The organism is Pseudomonas sp. RL_105y_Pfl2_101 (genome assembly GCF_963970585.1).
In the GTDB taxonomy this organism is placed as follows: Bacteria; Pseudomonadota; Gammaproteobacteria; order Pseudomonadales; family Pseudomonadaceae; genus Aquipseudomonas.
The window spans coordinates 163,438-178,862 of record NZ_CAXAPG010000001.1 but is presented as its reverse complement, the minus strand read 5'-3'; the positions used below and the strand labels follow the sequence as shown (position 1 = coordinate 178,862).

At 60.4% G+C, this 15,425-nt stretch carries 11 protein-coding genes, 2 tRNA genes and 1 pseudogene; 12 read left to right on the top strand and 2 right to left on the bottom strand.

Going from position 1 to position 15,425, the window contains the following annotated elements; translation table 11 throughout:
* The first annotated feature begins 76 nt into the window (after positions 1 to 76).
* The 4 genes and pseudogenes from AACY31_RS00790 (at position 77) to AACY31_RS28785 (ending at position 4,697) form a co-directional block, all read left to right on the top strand.
* Positions 77 to 1,264 (top strand): ATP phosphoribosyltransferase regulatory subunit, encoded by a 1,188-nt coding sequence (locus tag AACY31_RS00790; RefSeq protein ID WP_339478366.1) that lies wholly within the window; start codon positions 77 to 79, stop codon positions 1,262 to 1,264.
* 54 nt (positions 1,265 to 1,318) lie between these two features.
* Positions 1,319 to 2,611 carry an adenylosuccinate synthase gene (locus AACY31_RS00785; RefSeq protein ID WP_339478367.1) on the top strand — a complete coding sequence of 431 codons (1,293 nt, stop codon included), beginning with the start codon at positions 1,319 to 1,321 and terminating at the stop codon, positions 2,609 to 2,611.
* A 487-nt stretch (positions 2,612 to 3,098) separates the two neighbouring features.
* A pseudogene (locus AACY31_RS28790) lies at positions 3,099 to 3,839 on the top strand (HAMP domain-containing protein); the annotation flags it as partial.
* On the top strand, positions 3,813 to 4,697 hold the full coding sequence (locus AACY31_RS28785; protein WP_445261514.1) for a methyl-accepting chemotaxis protein: 885 nt from the start codon (positions 3,813 to 3,815) through the stop codon (positions 4,695 to 4,697). The pseudogene AACY31_RS28790 and the gene AACY31_RS28785, both read left to right, overlap by 27 nt.
* A 236-nt stretch (positions 4,698 to 4,933) precedes the next feature.
* Here the strand turns inward: AACY31_RS28785 and AACY31_RS00775 are convergent.
* Positions 4,934 to 5,020: transfer RNA gene (locus AACY31_RS00775), tRNA-Leu, on the bottom strand.
* 176 nt (positions 5,021 to 5,196) lie between these two features.
* Positions 5,197 to 5,283, bottom strand: a tRNA-Leu gene (locus AACY31_RS00770).
* Between the two features lie 226 nt (positions 5,284 to 5,509).
* On the opposite strand from AACY31_RS00770, the gene rnr reads away from it, so the two are divergent.
* From rnr to AACY31_RS00730, 8 genes are all read left to right on the top strand, one after another.
* A complete protein-coding gene (gene rnr / locus AACY31_RS00765) occupies positions 5,510 to 8,143 on the top strand; it encodes a ribonuclease R (RefSeq protein ID WP_339478371.1) in 2,634 nt (877 codons plus the stop codon).
* Positions 8,140 to 8,898: a 23S rRNA (guanosine(2251)-2'-O)-methyltransferase RlmB gene (gene rlmB, locus AACY31_RS00760; RefSeq protein WP_339491213.1), complete on the top strand. Its 759-nt coding sequence runs from the start codon at positions 8,140 to 8,142 to the stop codon at positions 8,896 to 8,898. The genes rnr and rlmB overlap by 4 nt, the downstream gene beginning before the upstream one ends.
* 310 nt (positions 8,899 to 9,208) lie before the next feature.
* A complete protein-coding gene (gene rpsF / locus AACY31_RS00755) occupies positions 9,209 to 9,637 on the top strand; it encodes a 30S ribosomal protein S6 (RefSeq protein WP_003186395.1) in 429 nt (142 codons plus the stop codon).
* Between the two features lie 28 nt (positions 9,638 to 9,665).
* Complete coding sequence (gene rpsR, locus AACY31_RS00750) at positions 9,666 to 9,896, top strand: 30S ribosomal protein S18 (RefSeq protein ID WP_002551829.1); 231 nt, start codon at positions 9,666 to 9,668, stop codon at positions 9,894 to 9,896.
* A 36-nt stretch (positions 9,897 to 9,932) separates the two neighbouring features.
* On the top strand, positions 9,933 to 10,823 hold the full coding sequence (locus AACY31_RS00745) for a hypothetical protein (protein WP_339478377.1): 891 nt from the start codon (positions 9,933 to 9,935) through the stop codon (positions 10,821 to 10,823).
* Between the two features lie 18 nt (positions 10,824 to 10,841).
* Positions 10,842 to 11,288 carry a 50S ribosomal protein L9 gene (gene rplI, locus AACY31_RS00740; RefSeq protein WP_339478379.1) on the top strand — a complete coding sequence of 149 codons (447 nt, stop codon included), beginning with the start codon at positions 10,842 to 10,844 and terminating at the stop codon, positions 11,286 to 11,288.
* 117 nt (positions 11,289 to 11,405) lie between these two features.
* On the top strand, positions 11,406 to 12,803 hold the full coding sequence (dnaB, locus tag AACY31_RS00735; protein WP_014336312.1) for a replicative DNA helicase: 1,398 nt from the start codon (positions 11,406 to 11,408) through the stop codon (positions 12,801 to 12,803).
* Between the two features lie 202 nt (positions 12,804 to 13,005).
* Positions 13,006 to 15,318: a YgiQ family radical SAM protein gene (locus AACY31_RS00730; RefSeq protein WP_339478381.1), complete on the top strand. Its 2,313-nt coding sequence runs from the start codon at positions 13,006 to 13,008 to the stop codon at positions 15,316 to 15,318.
* The last annotated feature ends 107 nt before the right edge of the window (positions 15,319 to 15,425 follow it).

The window sequence follows — 15,425 nt, the reverse complement described above, 5'->3', positions numbered from 1 at the left end:
GCCTGGCGCAGGCATTTTCTGCTTCACTCAAGGCCAGCCCGAAAGCTGGCCGCCCGGACCATAGGGGAATGGCGTAATGGCAACGGTAGATCGCTGGCTGCTGCCAGATGGCATCGAAGAAGTACTGCCACCGGAGGCTGCGCGTATCGAAGTAGCGCGTCGGCAGGTGTTGGATCTGTTCCAGAGTTGGGGTTACGAGTTCGTCGTTACCCCGCATATCGAGTACCTGGAATCTCTGCTCACGGGCGCGGGCCAGGACCTGGATCTGCGCACCTTCAAGGTGATCGACCCGCAGTCGGGCCGGCAGATGGGCTTTCGTGCCGACATCACGCCGCAAGTGGCACGCATCGACGCCCACACCCTGCGCCGTGAAGGTCCGAGCCGCCTGTGCTACGCCGGCAGTGTGTTGCATGCCCAGCCGCGTGCCTTGTCCTCTTCGCGCAGCCCGATCCAGTTGGGTGCCGAGTTGTATGGCGATGCCAGCCCGAGCAGCGATGTAGAAGTCATCAGCTTGATGTTGGCCATGCTGCAACTGGCTGACGTGCCGGATGTCCACATGGATCTGGGGCATGTTGGCATCTATCGCGGCTTGGCCCGTGCGGCCGGTTTGTCCGGCGAAGTGGAGCAACAGCTGTTCGATGCCCTGCAACGCAAGGCCATCGACGAAGTCATCAGCCTGACCGAGGGCCTGCCGGCCGATCTGTCGGGCATGCTGCGGGCGCTGGTGAACCTGTGCGGCGGGCGTGAAGTATTGGCTGCTGCCCGTGAGCGCCTGGCCCACGCGCCGGCGCCTGTGTTGGCGGCGCTGGACGACTTGCTGGCGATTGCCGAGCGTCTGTCGGTGCGCTTCCCCGAGTTGCCGCTGTATTTCGACCTGGGTGAGTTGCGCGGTTATCACTACCACACGGGTGTCGTGTTTGCCGTGTTCGTACCGGGTGTGGGCCAGTCCATCGCCCAGGGTGGCCGTTATGACGACATTGGTGCCGACTTTGGTCGTGCCCGTCCGGCGACCGGTTTCTCTACCGATTTGAAAACCCTGGTGACCCTGGGGCGTGCTGAAGTCGAGCTACCGTCTGGCGGTATCTGGATGCCTGACAGTACGGATGCGGCACTCTGGCAAGCAGTCTGCCAGTTGCGCAGTGAGGGTCAGCGTGTCGTCCAGGCCTTGCCTGGGCAGCCTTTGGTCGCCGCCGGTGAAGCGGGCTGCGACCGGCAATTGATTCAGCAGAACGGGCTTTGGCAAGTATTGCCGCTGGCTTCTTGAGTTTTCCTGCCGGCTGCGGCCGGCACCAAGTTTGCGCGAATGAGGACAAGTGTTATGGGTAAGAATGTCGTAGTCCTGGGCACCCAGTGGGGTGATGAGGGCAAAGGCAAGATCGTTGATCTGCTGACCGAACATGCTGCCGCCGTAGTGCGCTACCAGGGTGGCCACAACGCAGGTCACACCTTGGTGATCGACGGTGAAAAAACCGTCCTGCACCTGATTCCCTCGGGCGTGCTGCGCGAAGGCGTCCAGTGCCTGATCGGCAATGGTGTGGTGGTTGCTCCCGACGCTCTGCTGCGGGAAATCATCAAGCTGGAAGAAAAAGGCGTACCGGTGCGTGAGCGCCTGCGTATCAGCCCGTCCTGCCCGCTGATCCTGTCCTATCACGTCGCGCTGGACCAGGCCCGTGAAAAGGCCCGTGGCGAACTGAAGATCGGCACCACCGGTCGCGGTATCGGCCCGGCCTATGAAGATAAAGTAGCCCGTCGTGGCTTGCGCATCGGTGACCTGTTCCACCGTGAGCGTTTCGCCGCCAAACTGGGCGAGTTGCTGGACTACCACAACTTTGTCCTGGTCAATTACTACAAAGAACCGGCCATCGACTTCCAGAAAACCCTGGACGAGTGCATGGAGTACGCCGAGCTGCTCAAGCCGATGATGCTCGACGTCACTGCCGAGCTGCACGAGCTGCGCCGCGCCGGCAAGGACATCATGTTCGAAGGTGCTCAGGGTTCGCTGCTGGACATCGACCACGGTACCTACCCGTACGTGACCAGTTCCAACACCACCGCCGGCGGCATCGCCACCGGTTCGGGTTTCGGCCCGATGTATCTGGACTACATCCTGGGTATCACCAAGGCCTATACCACTCGCGTGGGTTCGGGGCCGTTCCCGACTGAGCTGTTCGACGACGTCGGTGCCTTCCTGGCCAAGCGTGGCCACGAGTTCGGCGCTACCACCGGCCGTGCCCGTCGTTGTGGCTGGTTCGATGCTGTCATTCTGCGTCGCGCCATCGACGTCAACAGTATTTCGGGTCTGTGTCTGACCAAGCTGGACGTGCTGGACGGCCTGGAAACCATCAACATCTGCGTGGGCTACAAGAACCAGGACGGCGCCGTCATCGACGCACCGACCGACGCCGACAGCTACATCGGCCTGGAGCCGGTGTACGAGCAGATGCCAGGCTGGACCGAATCGACCGTGGGCGCCAAGACCCTGGAAGATCTGCCAGTGGCGGCCCGTAACTACATCAAGCGCGTCGAAGAGCTGGTCGGTGCGCCGATCGACATTATTTCGACGGGGCCGGACCGCAACGAAACCATCGTTCTGCGTCACCCATTCGCCTGATAACGCGTTGATATAAAACACAAAGGTCCCTCGTTCGGGGCCTTTGTCGTATCTGCCTGTCGAACGGCACGACCTTTGCTACACATCGTTAACAATAAGTACTTCATTGAAGTGCCATCAATTTAATGGCGTTTAGTAGAGGGATTCCCCTGTGTCGGCCGTTCTCTCACTGTTACAAAGCCGTCTATTGCGGCCTGTGTTCGTTACCCTGGGTATCGCCCTTTTGGTGCAAGTGCTCGTGGCTGTCGCGCTGACCCGAAGCACGGTCACCGCGTTGGAGGTCGAACTAGGGGCCCGGCTGGGGGGTGATAGTCAGAAATTGTCTGGCGAGCTGGAGCAGGCCGGACGTGAGGTCACCTCAAGCCTGGACAGTTTGTCTGTCAGTACTCGTCAGCGCCTCACCGTCGGTTTGTCGACGCGTCTGAAGGACGAGCAAGCGCAGTTGCGCACGACGCTCGAGAAATCGCTCAAGGATTCCGCCAATGATATGGCGCAGCTCCTGGCCTCGGTCTCGCCACGCGCCATGTGGGACAGCGACATACCGGCCCTCTCCGAATTCGCCCGCCGGGCCCAGCGCAATCCTAATGTACTGTTCGTTATTTATGACGACGCTAACGGTGAGCACCTGACCCGCTACCTGAATCGGCAAAACCCGATCAACAAGGCGCTGCTGGAAAAAGGCAAGGGTGAGCGGGCGTTGGACAAAGTGCTGGATGCGGCGAAGAATGACCCGTCGGTGTATTACCTCGAAGCCTCGATCAGCCCCAACGGCGTCGAGATCGGTAAAGTCTTGATGGGGGTTTCCACGGCCACCGTTGAAACTGACCTGAAGGCGCTTGACCAGCGCTTCTCGGCCTTGATTGCCAGCGGTGACCAGTTGGTCGGCGACAGCCTCAAGGGGGCGGCTGCCGACAGCGCCACCGCCATGCGCGGTCGCCTGGAGTCGGCCCAGGTTACCGCCACGCAGATGCAGGCCAACACCGCCAGTACCGTGCAAGAAGCGGCAGGCACTTTGCGCTGGCGTATCGGCCTGGGGTTGGCGTTGGTGGGCCTCGGTGTGCTGGTCCTGCTGGCCGTGGTGCTGGGGCGTCGGGTGGTCAATCGCTTGAAGTTGCTGATCGCGGCCATGAACGACCTGGCGGCAGGCGAGGGTGACCTGACCAAGCGTGTGCAAATCAATAGCAAGGACGAAATCGGCGACATGGCGTCAGCGGTCAATCGCTTTGTGGATAAATTGCAACCCATCGTGCGCGAGGCGGGCGATGTGGCCCAGCGTACCGGTGTGGAGATTGGTGCGATGACCTTGCGCAACTCTGGTGCCGATGCGGCTGCCGGGATGCAGCGTGATGAAGTGGCCGAGAGCCTGCGTGCGCTGTCGCAAATGGCTGATGAGGCTCAATCGGAAAGCCAGGCGATGCAGGCGGCCTTGCAGCAGGTCGTGGAGATTCGCCAGGCCACCGATGAAAACACCCGCACTTCGGCCAAGGTCGGTGGCTTGATCGAGGCGTTGGCCGGGCAGGTAGACACTGGGGCGAAAGTGATCGAGCGGCTGGCGCAGCAGAGCGAGCAGATCGAAGTGGTACTGACGGTGATTCACGGCATTGCCGAGCAGACTAACTTGTTGGCCTTGAACGCGGCCATTGAGGCGGCGCGGGCCGGGGAAACCGGGCGTGGGTTTGCCGTGGTGGCGGATGAGGTGCGGGCCTTGGCGAGCAAGACCCAAAGCTCAACGGGCGATATCCAGGCGCATATCGTGGCCTTGCAGCAGGGGGCTCGCGAGGCGGTGGCCGCTATCGGCCAGGCCGGGCGCCAGGCCAGCGAAGGCTTGGTGGTGCTGCGCGACAGCGCGCGGTTGCAGCAGTCGGTGCAGGCCTCCGTAGAGCAGGTGCATGCGGCCATCGGCCTGGCGACTCAGGCCGCGGCTCATCAGGCCCAGGGCGCGCAAGCGGTGCGTGGGCGGGTGGAAACCATCCATGCTCAGGCCGAGAAAGCGGCTCAGGCCGTGGTTGAGACCACCGCCAGCGGCAAGGTGCTCGACACCCTGGCGGCGCAGTTGAAGGCAAGCCTGGGGCAGTTCCGGGCCTGATCAGGCGGCTGGGCAGGCCTCATTGCGAGCAAGTTCGTGGTGAGGTTTGTAGGCGTCTGCGATCTTTTGATCTTTCACTCGCGATTCAATCGCCTGGAGAAAGATCGCAGCCTCGTTGTGCTTGGCAGTGCCTACGGCTCGTGTTTGGCGGGAGAGGGGGTAAGGAGGCCAGAAACGCAAAAACCCGCTTTCGCGGGTTTCTGTGAGCTTCAAGGCTGTAACCTCGAAGTTTGAATTGGTGCCCAGAAGAAGACTCGAACTTCCACGACCTTGCGGTCACCAGCACCTGAAGCTGGCGTGTCTACCAATTTCACCATCTGGGCAATATCTTCAGCGTAGCCGCTGTTGATGTGGCGCACTATACGGAGCGCGTTTTGATCTGTAAACCCCTGTTTTTGTTTTAGTAATTTCCAGACGCTATTGCAGGGGGCAAAAATGCAAAAACCCGCTTTCGCGGGTTTTTGTTGAGCTTACAGGCCATTGACCTGTTGCTCGAAATTGGTGCCCAGAAGAAGACTCGAACTTCCACGACCTTGCGGTCACCAGCACCTGAAGCTGGCGTGTCTACCAATTTCACCATCTGGGCAGTATCGACATCGTGTGTACGTCGTCGATGGCGCGCACTATACGGAGCGTCTTTTTAACTGTAAACCCCTTCTGAGAAAAAAACCGCTAAATTTCACGAGTGGCGCTTTTCCGGGCTTCAAAGGCAGGTCAAAAGACTTTAGAAAAGCAATCGGCTGCTTGAAATTTCCCGTTTCATTACGCCTATGCCAAACTAACCCGCATATAGACAAGGTGAAAACTCTCTAATGGCCGATTGGCAGTCCCTCGATCCCGAGGCCGCTCGTGAAGCGGAAAAATATGAAAACCCTATCCCTAGCCGCGAACTGATCCTGGCGCATCTCGCCGATCGGGGGTCGCCTGCTAGCCGCGAGCAGTTGGTCGAAGAGTTCGGTCTGACCACCGAGGACCAGCTCGAAGCCCTGCGCCGCCGTCTGCGTGCCATGGAGCGCGACGCTCAACTGATCTATACCCGGCGCGGCACCTATGCGCCGGTGGACAAGCTCGACCTGATCCTGGGGCGCATTGCCGGTCACCGTGACGGCTTCGGTTTCCTGATCCCGGACGACGGCAGCGACGATCTGTTCATGAGCCCGGCGCAAATGCGCCTGGTGTTCGATGGTGACCGGGCCCTGGCCCGCGTGTCCGGCCTGGATCGCCGTGGTCGTCGTGAAGGCGTGATCGTCGAAGTGGTGTCCCGTGCCCACGAGTCCATCGTCGGCCGTTACTTCGAAGAAGGTGGTATCGGTTTTGTTGTGCCGGATAACCCGAAGGTTCAGCAGGAAGTGCTGATTACCCCGGGCCGTAATGGCGCTGCCAAGGTTGGTCAGTTCGTCGAGGTGAACATCACCCACTGGCCAACGGCGCGCTTCCAGCCACAGGGCGATATCGTTGAAGTGGTCGGCAACTACATGGCGCCGGGCATGGAGATCGACGTCGCGCTGCGCACCTACGACATTCCTCACGTCTGGCCCGAGGCTGTGCTCAAGGAAGCCGCCAAGCTCAAGCCGGAAGTTGAAGAGAAAGATAAAGAAAAACGCATCGACCTGCGCCATCTGCCATTCGTCACTATCGACGGTGAAGACGCCCGGGACTTTGATGATGCGGTCTATTGCGAAGCAAGGCCTGGCAAGCTGCGCCTGTTCTCCGGCGGTTGGAAGTTGTTCGTCGCGATTGCCGACGTGTCCAGCTACGTGAAGATCGGTTCGGCCCTGGATAACGAAGCCCAGGTGCGCGGCAACTCCGTATATTTCCCTGAGCGCGTGATCCCGATGCTGCCTGAGCAGCTGTCCAACGGGCTGTGCTCGCTGAATCCGAAAGTTGACCGTTTGGCCATGGTGTGCGAGATGACCATCTCCAAAGCCGGCGAAATGACCGACTACCAGTTCTACGAAGCGGTGATCCACTCCCAGGCGCGCCTGACTTACAACAAGGTCAGCACCATCCTGGAAACGCCGAAGACCAGTGAAGCCAAGGCCCTGCGTACTGAATACGCTGGCGTGGTGCCGCACCTCAAGCAACTGTACTCGCTGTACAAGGTGCTGCTGGGCGCCCGTCACGTGCGTGGCGCGATCGATTTTGAGACCCAGGAAACCCGGATTGTCTTCGGTTCCGAGCGCAAGATCGCCGCAATCACCCCGACGACCCGTAACGATGCGCACAAGCTGATCGAAGAGTGCATGCTGGCGGCTAACGTGGCCACCGCGGAGTTCCTCAAGAAGCACGAGATTCCTGCGTTGTACCGCGTGCACGACGGCCCGCCGCCGGAACGTCTGGAAAAACTGCGCGCCTTCCTCGGCGAACTCGGCCTGTCCCTGCACAAAGGCAAGGATGGCCCGACGCCGAAGGACTACCAGGCACTGCTGGCCAACATCAAGGATCGTCCGGATTACCATGTGATCCAGACCGTGATGCTGCGCTCCCTGAGTCAGGCGGTGTACAGCGCCGACAACCAGGGTCACTTTGGTTTGAATTACGAGGCGTACACCCACTTCACCTCGCCGATCCGCCGCTACCCGGACCTGCTCACGCACCGCGCGATCCGCAGCGTGATCCATTCCAAGCAGAACACCCCGCACGTCAAGCGCGCCGGTGCCATGACCATTCCGAAGGCACGGATCTATCCGTACGACGAAGCGGCCCTGGAGCAGTTGGGCGAGCAGTGCTCCATGAGCGAACGCCGCGCCGACGAAGCCACCCGCGACGTGGTGAACTGGCTCAAGTGCGAGTTCATGAAAGACCGCGTGGGCGAGTCGTTCCCGGGCGTGATCACTGCTGTGACCGGCTTTGGTTTGTTTGTCGAGCTGACCGACATCTACGTCGAGGGCCTGGTGCACGTCACCGCCTTGCCGGGCGATTACTACCACTTTGATCCTGTGCACCACCGCCTGGCGGGCGAGCGCACCGGTCGCAGCTTCCGCCTGGGCGACACCGTGGAAGTGCAGGTCATGCGCGTCGATCTCGATGAACGCAAGATCGACTTCGGAATGCCTGACAAGCCCGCCGAAGCGCCGGCTGGTCGTAAAAAACGTGGCAGCGAGAGCGCAGCGCCTGCGACCAAGGGTAAAGGGGCTCCTGCAAAAAACGCAGAGCGTGAGCCAGCCAAGGCGGCCGGTCGCCGTTCGCCTGCCAAGGACAAGGCCCCCGAAGCCTATCGCCCCAGCGACGCAGCGGCGAAAAACGCCGAACTGCGCAAGAGTCGCGAGTTGAAGCAGCAGTTGCTCAACGAAGCCAAAAGCGGTGGTAAAGCGGCGCCTGGGGGAAAGTCCCACGGGACGGAAAAGCCGTCGAGCAAGCCAAGTAAACACCGTAAAGGCCCGCCAAAAGCGGGTTCGGCCCCTGCGAAAAGCGGCGGGTCGCGCAAACCTAAGGCCAAGTCATGAGTCTGGAAAAAATCTACGGCGTGCACGCTGTAGAAGCGCTGCTGCGTCACCACCCTAAGCGTGTCAAGCAAGTGTGGTTGGCGGAAGGTCGCAGCGAGCCGCGTGTGCAAGCGCTGGTCGAGCTGGCCACTCAAAACAAGGTTGCCATCGGCCAGGCCGAGCGTCGTGAAATGGACGTGTGGGTAGAAGGCGTTCACCAGGGTGTGGTGGCGGACGTAAGTCCGAGCCAGGTCTGGGGCGAGGCGATGCTCGACGAACTGCTCGATCGCAGCGAAGGCCCCCCCCTGCTGCTGGTGCTGGACGGCGTGACCGACCCGCATAACCTCGGCGCCTGCTTGCGTTCGGCGGATGCAGCTGGTGCGTTGGCGGTCATCGTGCCTAAAGACAAGTCGGCAACCTTGACGCCGGTGGTGCGTAAAGTTGCCTGCGGCGCGGCGGAAGTGATTCCGCTGGTGGCGGTGACCAACCTGGCACGCACCCTGGAAAAACTCCAGCAGCGCGGCTTGTGGGTGGTCGGCACGGCGGGCGAGGCCGAGGTCAGTATTTACAATCAGGACCTGACGGGGCCGACGATCCTGATCATGGGTGCCGAAGGCAAGGGCATGCGCCGCCTGACCCGCGAACACTGCGATTACCTGGTCAAGCTGCCGATGGCCGGCAGCGTCAGCAGCCTCAACGTTTCGGTGGCCACGGGCGTGTGCCTGTTCGAAGCGCAGCGCCAGCGCAGCGTCAAGGCTGTCGCCAAAAAGCCCTGACATACCCTTGTAGGAGCTGACGAGTTCAACGAGGCTGCGATCTTGTCCCTGACACTTGAGTCTCAAGCGAAAGATCAAGATCAAAAGATCGCAGCCTTCGGCAGCTCCTACAATTGTTCAGCTTCGCAATCGTCAGTGGTTGTTCAAATAATCGCCAATTGCCTTGCGCCTCCCTCGGCCCTTCTCTACAATTGCGCCCCTTGCTGTGATGGCAGGCACTTATGTGTCTAGCGTCCACAAGTCCATAAGTGTCATTCACTCCTTGTCTGACCGTTTTTGAGCGGCAGGCTACAACCCGTAAGGAGCATTCATGCGTCATTACGAAATCATCTTTTTGGTCCACCCGGATCAAAGCGAGCAAGTCGGCGGCATGGTTGAGCGTTACACCAAGCTGATCGAAGAAGACGGCGGCAAAATCCACCGTCTGGAAGATTGGGGCCGTCGTCAACTGGCCTACGCAATCAACAATGTTCACAAGGCTCACTACGTGATGCTGAACGTTGAGTGCACTGGCAAGGCCCTGGCCGAGCTGGAAGACAACTTCCGCTACAACGATGCAGTGATCCGTAACCTGGTCATCCGTCGCGAAGAAGCCGTCACCGGCCAATCCGAGATGCTCAAGGCTGAAGAAAACCGCAGTGAGCGCCGTGAGCGTCGCGACCGTCCTGAGCACTCTGACAGCGCCGATGGCGATGACAGCGATAGCGACAGCGACAACAGCGATAACGCTGACGAGTAATCCACGGACCTTTTAAGGAGCCAATCACATGGCACGTTTCTTCCGTCGTCGTAAATTCTGCCGCTTCACCGCTGAAGACGTGAAAGAGATCGATTACAAAGATCTCAACACTCTGAAAGCCTACGTATCCGAGACCGGCAAAATCGTTCCAAGCCGCATCACCGGTACCAAAGCTCGTTATCAGCGTCAGCTGGCCACCGCTATCAAGCGCGCCCGCTTCCTGGCCCTGCTGGCCTACACCGACAGCCACGGCCGCTGAGACCGGGCAGTCGACGAGTAGTAAGGGATTGAATGCATGCGCGCCTTAGCTGACTTCATCATGCGGGGACGCGTGCAGGCCACGTTGGTTGTGGCCGGATCCGCGGCATTGCCGCTGTTGTTCTGGTTGAGTGCCGCCGCTGGGTGCCTTGTGCTCCTGCGGCGCGGTTCGGACGCCTTGAGCGTCCTGGGTATCGGGTTGTTGTCAGCGTTGGTGAGCTGGTATTTCCTGAAGGACCCGACAACACTTCTGGTGTTGCTCGGGGCTTGTGGCCTGGCGTTGGTTCTGCGCGCCGGACATACCTGGAATCGCGTGCTGCTGTGCAGCGTGGCCGTGGGGTTGTTGTGTGCGGTGAGCCTGGGAACTGTATTCAGTTCCTTCATCGAGTCACTGGCGCAGACGTTCGAACACGTCCTGCCGCTGGCGATGGGTGAGGTCTACGAGACATTCTCGGCAGACCAGAAGGCGTTTCTCACCGCCCTGAGCGCTCCGCTGATGATCATCTCGATAGCGTCTTCGCTGCAGATCTTTAGCGTGCTGTGCCTGATTCTTGGGCGCTATTGGCAGGCGTCGTTGTATAACCCCGGTGGTTTCGGTCGCGAATTTCGCGCCATCCGATTCCCCAAGCGCGTGGCGCTGTCACTGCTGGCCGTCATGTGTGTTGCTCCGTTTTTCGGGCTGCATGCACTGATCCTGTTGCCGTTGTGCAGTGTACCGCTGGTCTTCGCCGGCCTGGCCCTGATTCACGGGCTGGTGGCGCAGAAGCGACTGGCTACGTTCTGGCTGGTGGGGATGTACGTGACGTTGTTGCCTTTCATGCACTTGCTCGGTCCGTTACTCGTGGTCATGGCCATCGTTGACAGCCTGATTGATTTTCGCGGTCGTATGGCGCCGAAAGACGCCGACAACGCGAACGGTGAAGGTTAAAAGTTAGAGGATTTTCACATGCAACTGATCCTTCTGGAAAAAGTCACCAACCTGGGCAACCTGGGTGACAAAGTAAACGTTAAGGCCGGTTACGGCCGTAACTACCTGCTGCCTTACGGCAAAGCCACCGCTGCGACCGCTGCCAACCTGGCTGCGTTCGAAGAGCGTCGTGCTGAGCTGGAAAAAGCTGCCGCAGACCGTAAAACCTCGGCTGAAAGCCGTGCTGCCCAACTGGCTGAGCTGGAAGTGACCATCACTGCCACCGCTGGCGACGAAGGCAAGCTGTTCGGTTCGATCGGTACTCACGACATCGCTGATGCACTGACCGCCTCCGGCGTTGAAGTTGCGAAAAGCGAAGTTCGTCTGCCGAACGGCACCATCCGCAACGTAGGCGAATTCGACGTAGCTGTGCACCTGCACTCCGAAGTTGAAGCCACCGTACGCGTTGTCGTGGTAGCAGCCTAAGCAACACCTGTCGGCTGGCACCCTCGGGTGCTTGCCGGTAACATCGGGCACGATCCTGTTTACAGGTCGTGCCCTTTGTCTTTCTGCAATTCCTGATTTTCATAACCAGAAGTGGCCATGAACGAAATCACCGCTCCCGAGCAATATGATCTGCAAACCGCTGCCCTGAAGGTGCCTCCGCATTCCATCGAGGCCGAACAGGCCGTGCTCGGTGGCCTGATGCTGGACAACAACGCCTGGGAACGCGTGCTCGATCAGGTCTCCGATGGCGATTTCTACCGGCATGACCACCGCCTGATTTTCCGTGCGATCGCCAAGCTGGCCGATCAGAACATGCCGATCGACGTCGTGACCCTGGCCGAGCAATTGGACAAGGAAGGGCAGACGTCTCAGGTTGGTGGCCTCGGTTACCTGGGCGAACTGGCGAAAAACACGCCGTCGGTCGCCAACATCAAGGCTTACGCGCAGATCGTGCGCGAGCGGGCGACCTTGCGCCAATTGATCGGCATCAGCACCGAGATCGCCGACAGCGCTTTCAACCCCGAAGGCCGCACCGCCGCCGAGATTCTTGACGAAGCCGAACGGCAGATCTTCCAGATCGCCGAAGCCCGCCCGAAAACCGGCGGCCCGGTCAGCGTCAACGACCTGCTGACCAAGGCCATCGACCGTATCGACACCTTGTTCAATACTGACAACGCCATTACCGGCCTGTCCACCGGCTACACCGACCTCGACGAGAAGACCAGCGGCCTGCAGCCGTCCGACCTGATTATTGTCGCCGGCCGTCCGTCCATGGGAAAAACCACCTTTGCGATGAACCTGGTGGAAAACGCCGTGCTGCGCAGCGAAAAGGCGGTCCTGGTGTACTCCCTCGAGATGCCAGGCGAATCGCTGATCATGCGTATGCTCTCGTCCCTGGGGCGTATCGACCAGACCAAGGTTCGTTCCGGCCAACTGGAAGACGACGACTGGCCGCGCCTCACCTCGGCGGTCAACCTGCTCAACGACCGCAAGCTGTTCATCGACGATACGGCTGGTATCAGTCCATCGGAAATGCGCGCCCGGACCCGTCGCCTGGTGCGTGAGCACGGTGAGGTCGGGTTGATCATGATCGACTACCTGCAACTGATGCAGATCCCCGGTTCCAGCGGCGACAACCGGACCAACGAGATTTCCGAAATCTCCCGTTCCCTCAAGGCCCTGGCCAAGGAATTCAACTGCCCGGTGGTGGCGCTTTCCCAGTTGAACCGTTCCCTGGAACAGCGCCCCAACAAGCGTCCGGTGAACTCCGACTTGCGGGAATCCGGAGCGATCGAGCAGGACGCCGACGTCATCATGTTCGTGTACCGCGACGAGGTGTATCACCCCGAGACGGAGCACAAGGGCATCGCCGAAATCATCATCGGCAAGCAGCGGAACGGCCCGATCGGCTTCATCCGCCTGGCGTTCATCGGTAAATACACCCGGTTCGAGAACCTGGCGCCGGGTAGCTACAATTTTGACGACGACGAGTAAGTTCTTCGTCGTCTGATCCGGCCTCATCGTCGGAACGCCGCCCGGAGCAAGCTCGCTCCCACCTTGGAATGCACTCCTCTGTGGGGGCGAGCCTGCTCGCGAAAGGTGCACCACCAATTTCCGACCATAGCCGTCGGAATTGGTTATTTTTTGTGCTATATTCCGCGCCCGCGATTTTTCATCTTTTATACCGGTTATCGACATGCAAGCAGCCAAGCCGTTATTTGACTATCCCAAGTACTGGGCCGAGTGTTTCGGCCCGGCGCCGTTCCTGCCCATGAGCAGGGAGGAGATGGATCAGCTCGGCTGGGATTCGTGCGACATCATCATCGTGACCGGTGATGCCTACGTCGATCACCCGTCGTTCGGCATGGCGATCATTGGCCGTTTGCTGGAAGCCCAGGGCTTTCGCGTCGGGATCATTGCCCAGCCGAACTGGCAGTCCAAAGACGACTTCATGAAGCTTGGCGAGCCCAACCTGTTTTTCGGTGTCGCGGCCGGCAACATGGACTCGATGATCAACCGCTACACCGCCGACAAGAAAATTCGCTCCGATGACGCCTACACCCCAGGTGGCATGGCGGGCAAACGGCCGGACCGTGCGAGCCTGGTCTACAGCCAGCGCTGCAAGGAAGCCTACAAGCATGTGCCGATCGTGCTTGGCGGTATCGAAGCATCGCTGCGGCGTATCGCTCACTACGATTACTGGCAGGACCGGGTGCGCAACTCGATCCTGATCGACGCCTGCGCCGATATCCTGCTCTACGGCAACGCCGAGCGGGCGATTGTCGAAGTCGCCCAGCGCCTGTCCTACGGCCACAAGATCGAAGACATCACCGACGTGCGCGGCACGGCGTTCATCCGTCGTGACACGCCGAAAGACTGGTACGAAGTCGACTCCACGCGCATCGACCGCCCGGGCAGGATCGACAAGATCATCAACCCGTATGTGAACACCCAGGACACTCAAGCTTGCGCCATCGAGCAGGAAAAAGGGTCGACTTTTTCAAGTGCAGAAGACCCGAGCGAAGCCAAGGTCGTGCAGATCCTGGCGAGCCCGAAAATGACCCGCGACAAAACCGTGATCCGTCTGCCATCGGTGGAAAAGGTTCGTGGCGATGCGGTGCTCTACGCCCACGCCAACCGCGTGCTTCACCTGGAAACCAACCCAGGCAATGCCCGCGCCCTGGTGCAGAAGCACGGCGAAGTCGATGTCTGGTTCAACCCGCCGCCCATTCCGATGACCACCGAAGAAATGGACTACGTGTTTGGCATGCCTTACGCACGTGTCCCCCACCCGGTGTACGGCAAGGAGAAGATCCCGGCCTACGAGATGATCCGTTTCTCGGTGAACATCATGCGTGGCTGCTTCGGTGGCTGCACCTTCTGCTCGATCACCGAGCACGAAGGCCGGATCATCCAGAACCGTTCCGAAGAGTCGATCATTCGCGAGATCGAAGAGATCCGCGACAAGGTCCCCGGTTTCACCGGGGTCATTTCCGACCTCGGCGGCCCGACCGCGAACATGTACCGCATCGCCTGCAAGAGCCCGGAAATCGAATCCGCGTGCCGCAAGCCGTCGTGTGTGTTCCCCGGCATCTGCCCGAACCTGAACACTGACCATTCTTCGCTGATCCAGCTGTACCGCAGCGCCCGGGCCTTGCCTGGGGTGAAGAAGATCCTGATCGCCTCCGGCCTGCGTTACGACCTGGCGGTCGAGTCGCCGGAATACGTCAAGGAGCTGGTGACCCACCACGTTGGCGGTTACCTGAAGATCGCTCCGGAGCACACCGAGGAAGGCCCGCTCAACCAGATGATGAAGCCGGGCATCGGCAGCTATGACAAATTCAAGCGGATGTTCGAGAAGTACACCAAGGAAGCCGGAAAAGAGCAGTACCTGATTCCGTACTTCATCGCCGCCCACCCGGGCACCACCGACGAAGACATGATGAACCTGGCGCTGTGGCTCAAGGGCAACGGTTTCCGGGCTGACCAGGTGCAGGCGTTCTATCCGTCGCCGATGGCCACGGCGACCGCCATGTACCACTCGGGCAAGAACCCGCTGCGCAAGGTCACCTACAAGAGCGACGCGGTGACCATCGTCAAGAGCGAGGAGCAGCGCCGCCTGCACAAGGCCTTCCTGCGTTATCACGACCCCAAGGGTTGGCCGATGCTGCGCGAAGCGCTGACCCGCATGGGCCGCGCCGACCTGATCGGGCCGGGCAAGAACCAATTGATTCCGTTGCACCAGCCGGCCACCGACAGCTACCAGAGCGCCCGTCGCAAGAACTCGACGCCAGCCGGCAGCCATAAGGTAGGCAAGGAAACCACCAAGATCCTGACCCAGCACACCGGCCTGCCGCCGCGGGCCAGCGACGGTGGCAACCCGTGGGACAAGCGCGAGCAGGCCAAGGCCGCGGCATTCGCCCGCAACCAGCAGGCCGCCAAGGAACGCAAGGACGCCGCCAAGGGCAAGGGCCCGAAACCGGCGCGCAAGCCTGTCGTGCCGCGCTGATCGCCTAGCCGCCTCGCCAAACGCCAGCCTAAGTGCTGGCGTTTTGCTTTCTAGCGGCGGTGCTGGCCGTTTGTTATCGTGGCGCCCGCCAATTCCCGTCAATAGGC

What these genes read in the sequence shown, in the direction of transcription:
- AACY31_RS00790 (WP_339478366.1), top strand. Translation starts at nt 77, where the DNA reads ATGGCAACGGTAGATCGCTGGCTGCTGCCAGATGGCATCGAAGAAGTA.
- AACY31_RS00785 (WP_339478367.1), top strand. Translation starts at nt 1,319, where the DNA reads ATGGGTAAGAATGTCGTAGTCCTGGGCACCCAGTGGGGTGATGAGGGC.
- AACY31_RS28785 (WP_445261514.1), top strand. Translation starts at nt 3,813, where the DNA reads ATGGCGTCAGCGGTCAATCGCTTTGTGGATAAATTGCAACCCATCGTG.
- rnr (WP_339478371.1), top strand. Translation starts at nt 5,510, where the DNA reads ATGGCCGATTGGCAGTCCCTCGATCCCGAGGCCGCTCGTGAAGCGGAA.
- rlmB (WP_339491213.1), top strand. Translation starts at nt 8,140, where the DNA reads ATGAGTCTGGAAAAAATCTACGGCGTGCACGCTGTAGAAGCGCTGCTG.
- rpsF (WP_003186395.1), top strand. Translation starts at nt 9,209, where the DNA reads ATGCGTCATTACGAAATCATCTTTTTGGTCCACCCGGATCAAAGCGAG.
- rpsR (WP_002551829.1), top strand. Translation starts at nt 9,666, where the DNA reads ATGGCACGTTTCTTCCGTCGTCGTAAATTCTGCCGCTTCACCGCTGAA.
- AACY31_RS00745 (WP_339478377.1), top strand. Translation starts at nt 9,933, where the DNA reads ATGCGCGCCTTAGCTGACTTCATCATGCGGGGACGCGTGCAGGCCACG.
- rplI (WP_339478379.1), top strand. Translation starts at nt 10,842, where the DNA reads ATGCAACTGATCCTTCTGGAAAAAGTCACCAACCTGGGCAACCTGGGT.
- dnaB (WP_014336312.1), top strand. Translation starts at nt 11,406, where the DNA reads ATGAACGAAATCACCGCTCCCGAGCAATATGATCTGCAAACCGCTGCC.
- AACY31_RS00730 (WP_339478381.1), top strand. Translation starts at nt 13,006, where the DNA reads ATGCAAGCAGCCAAGCCGTTATTTGACTATCCCAAGTACTGGGCCGAG.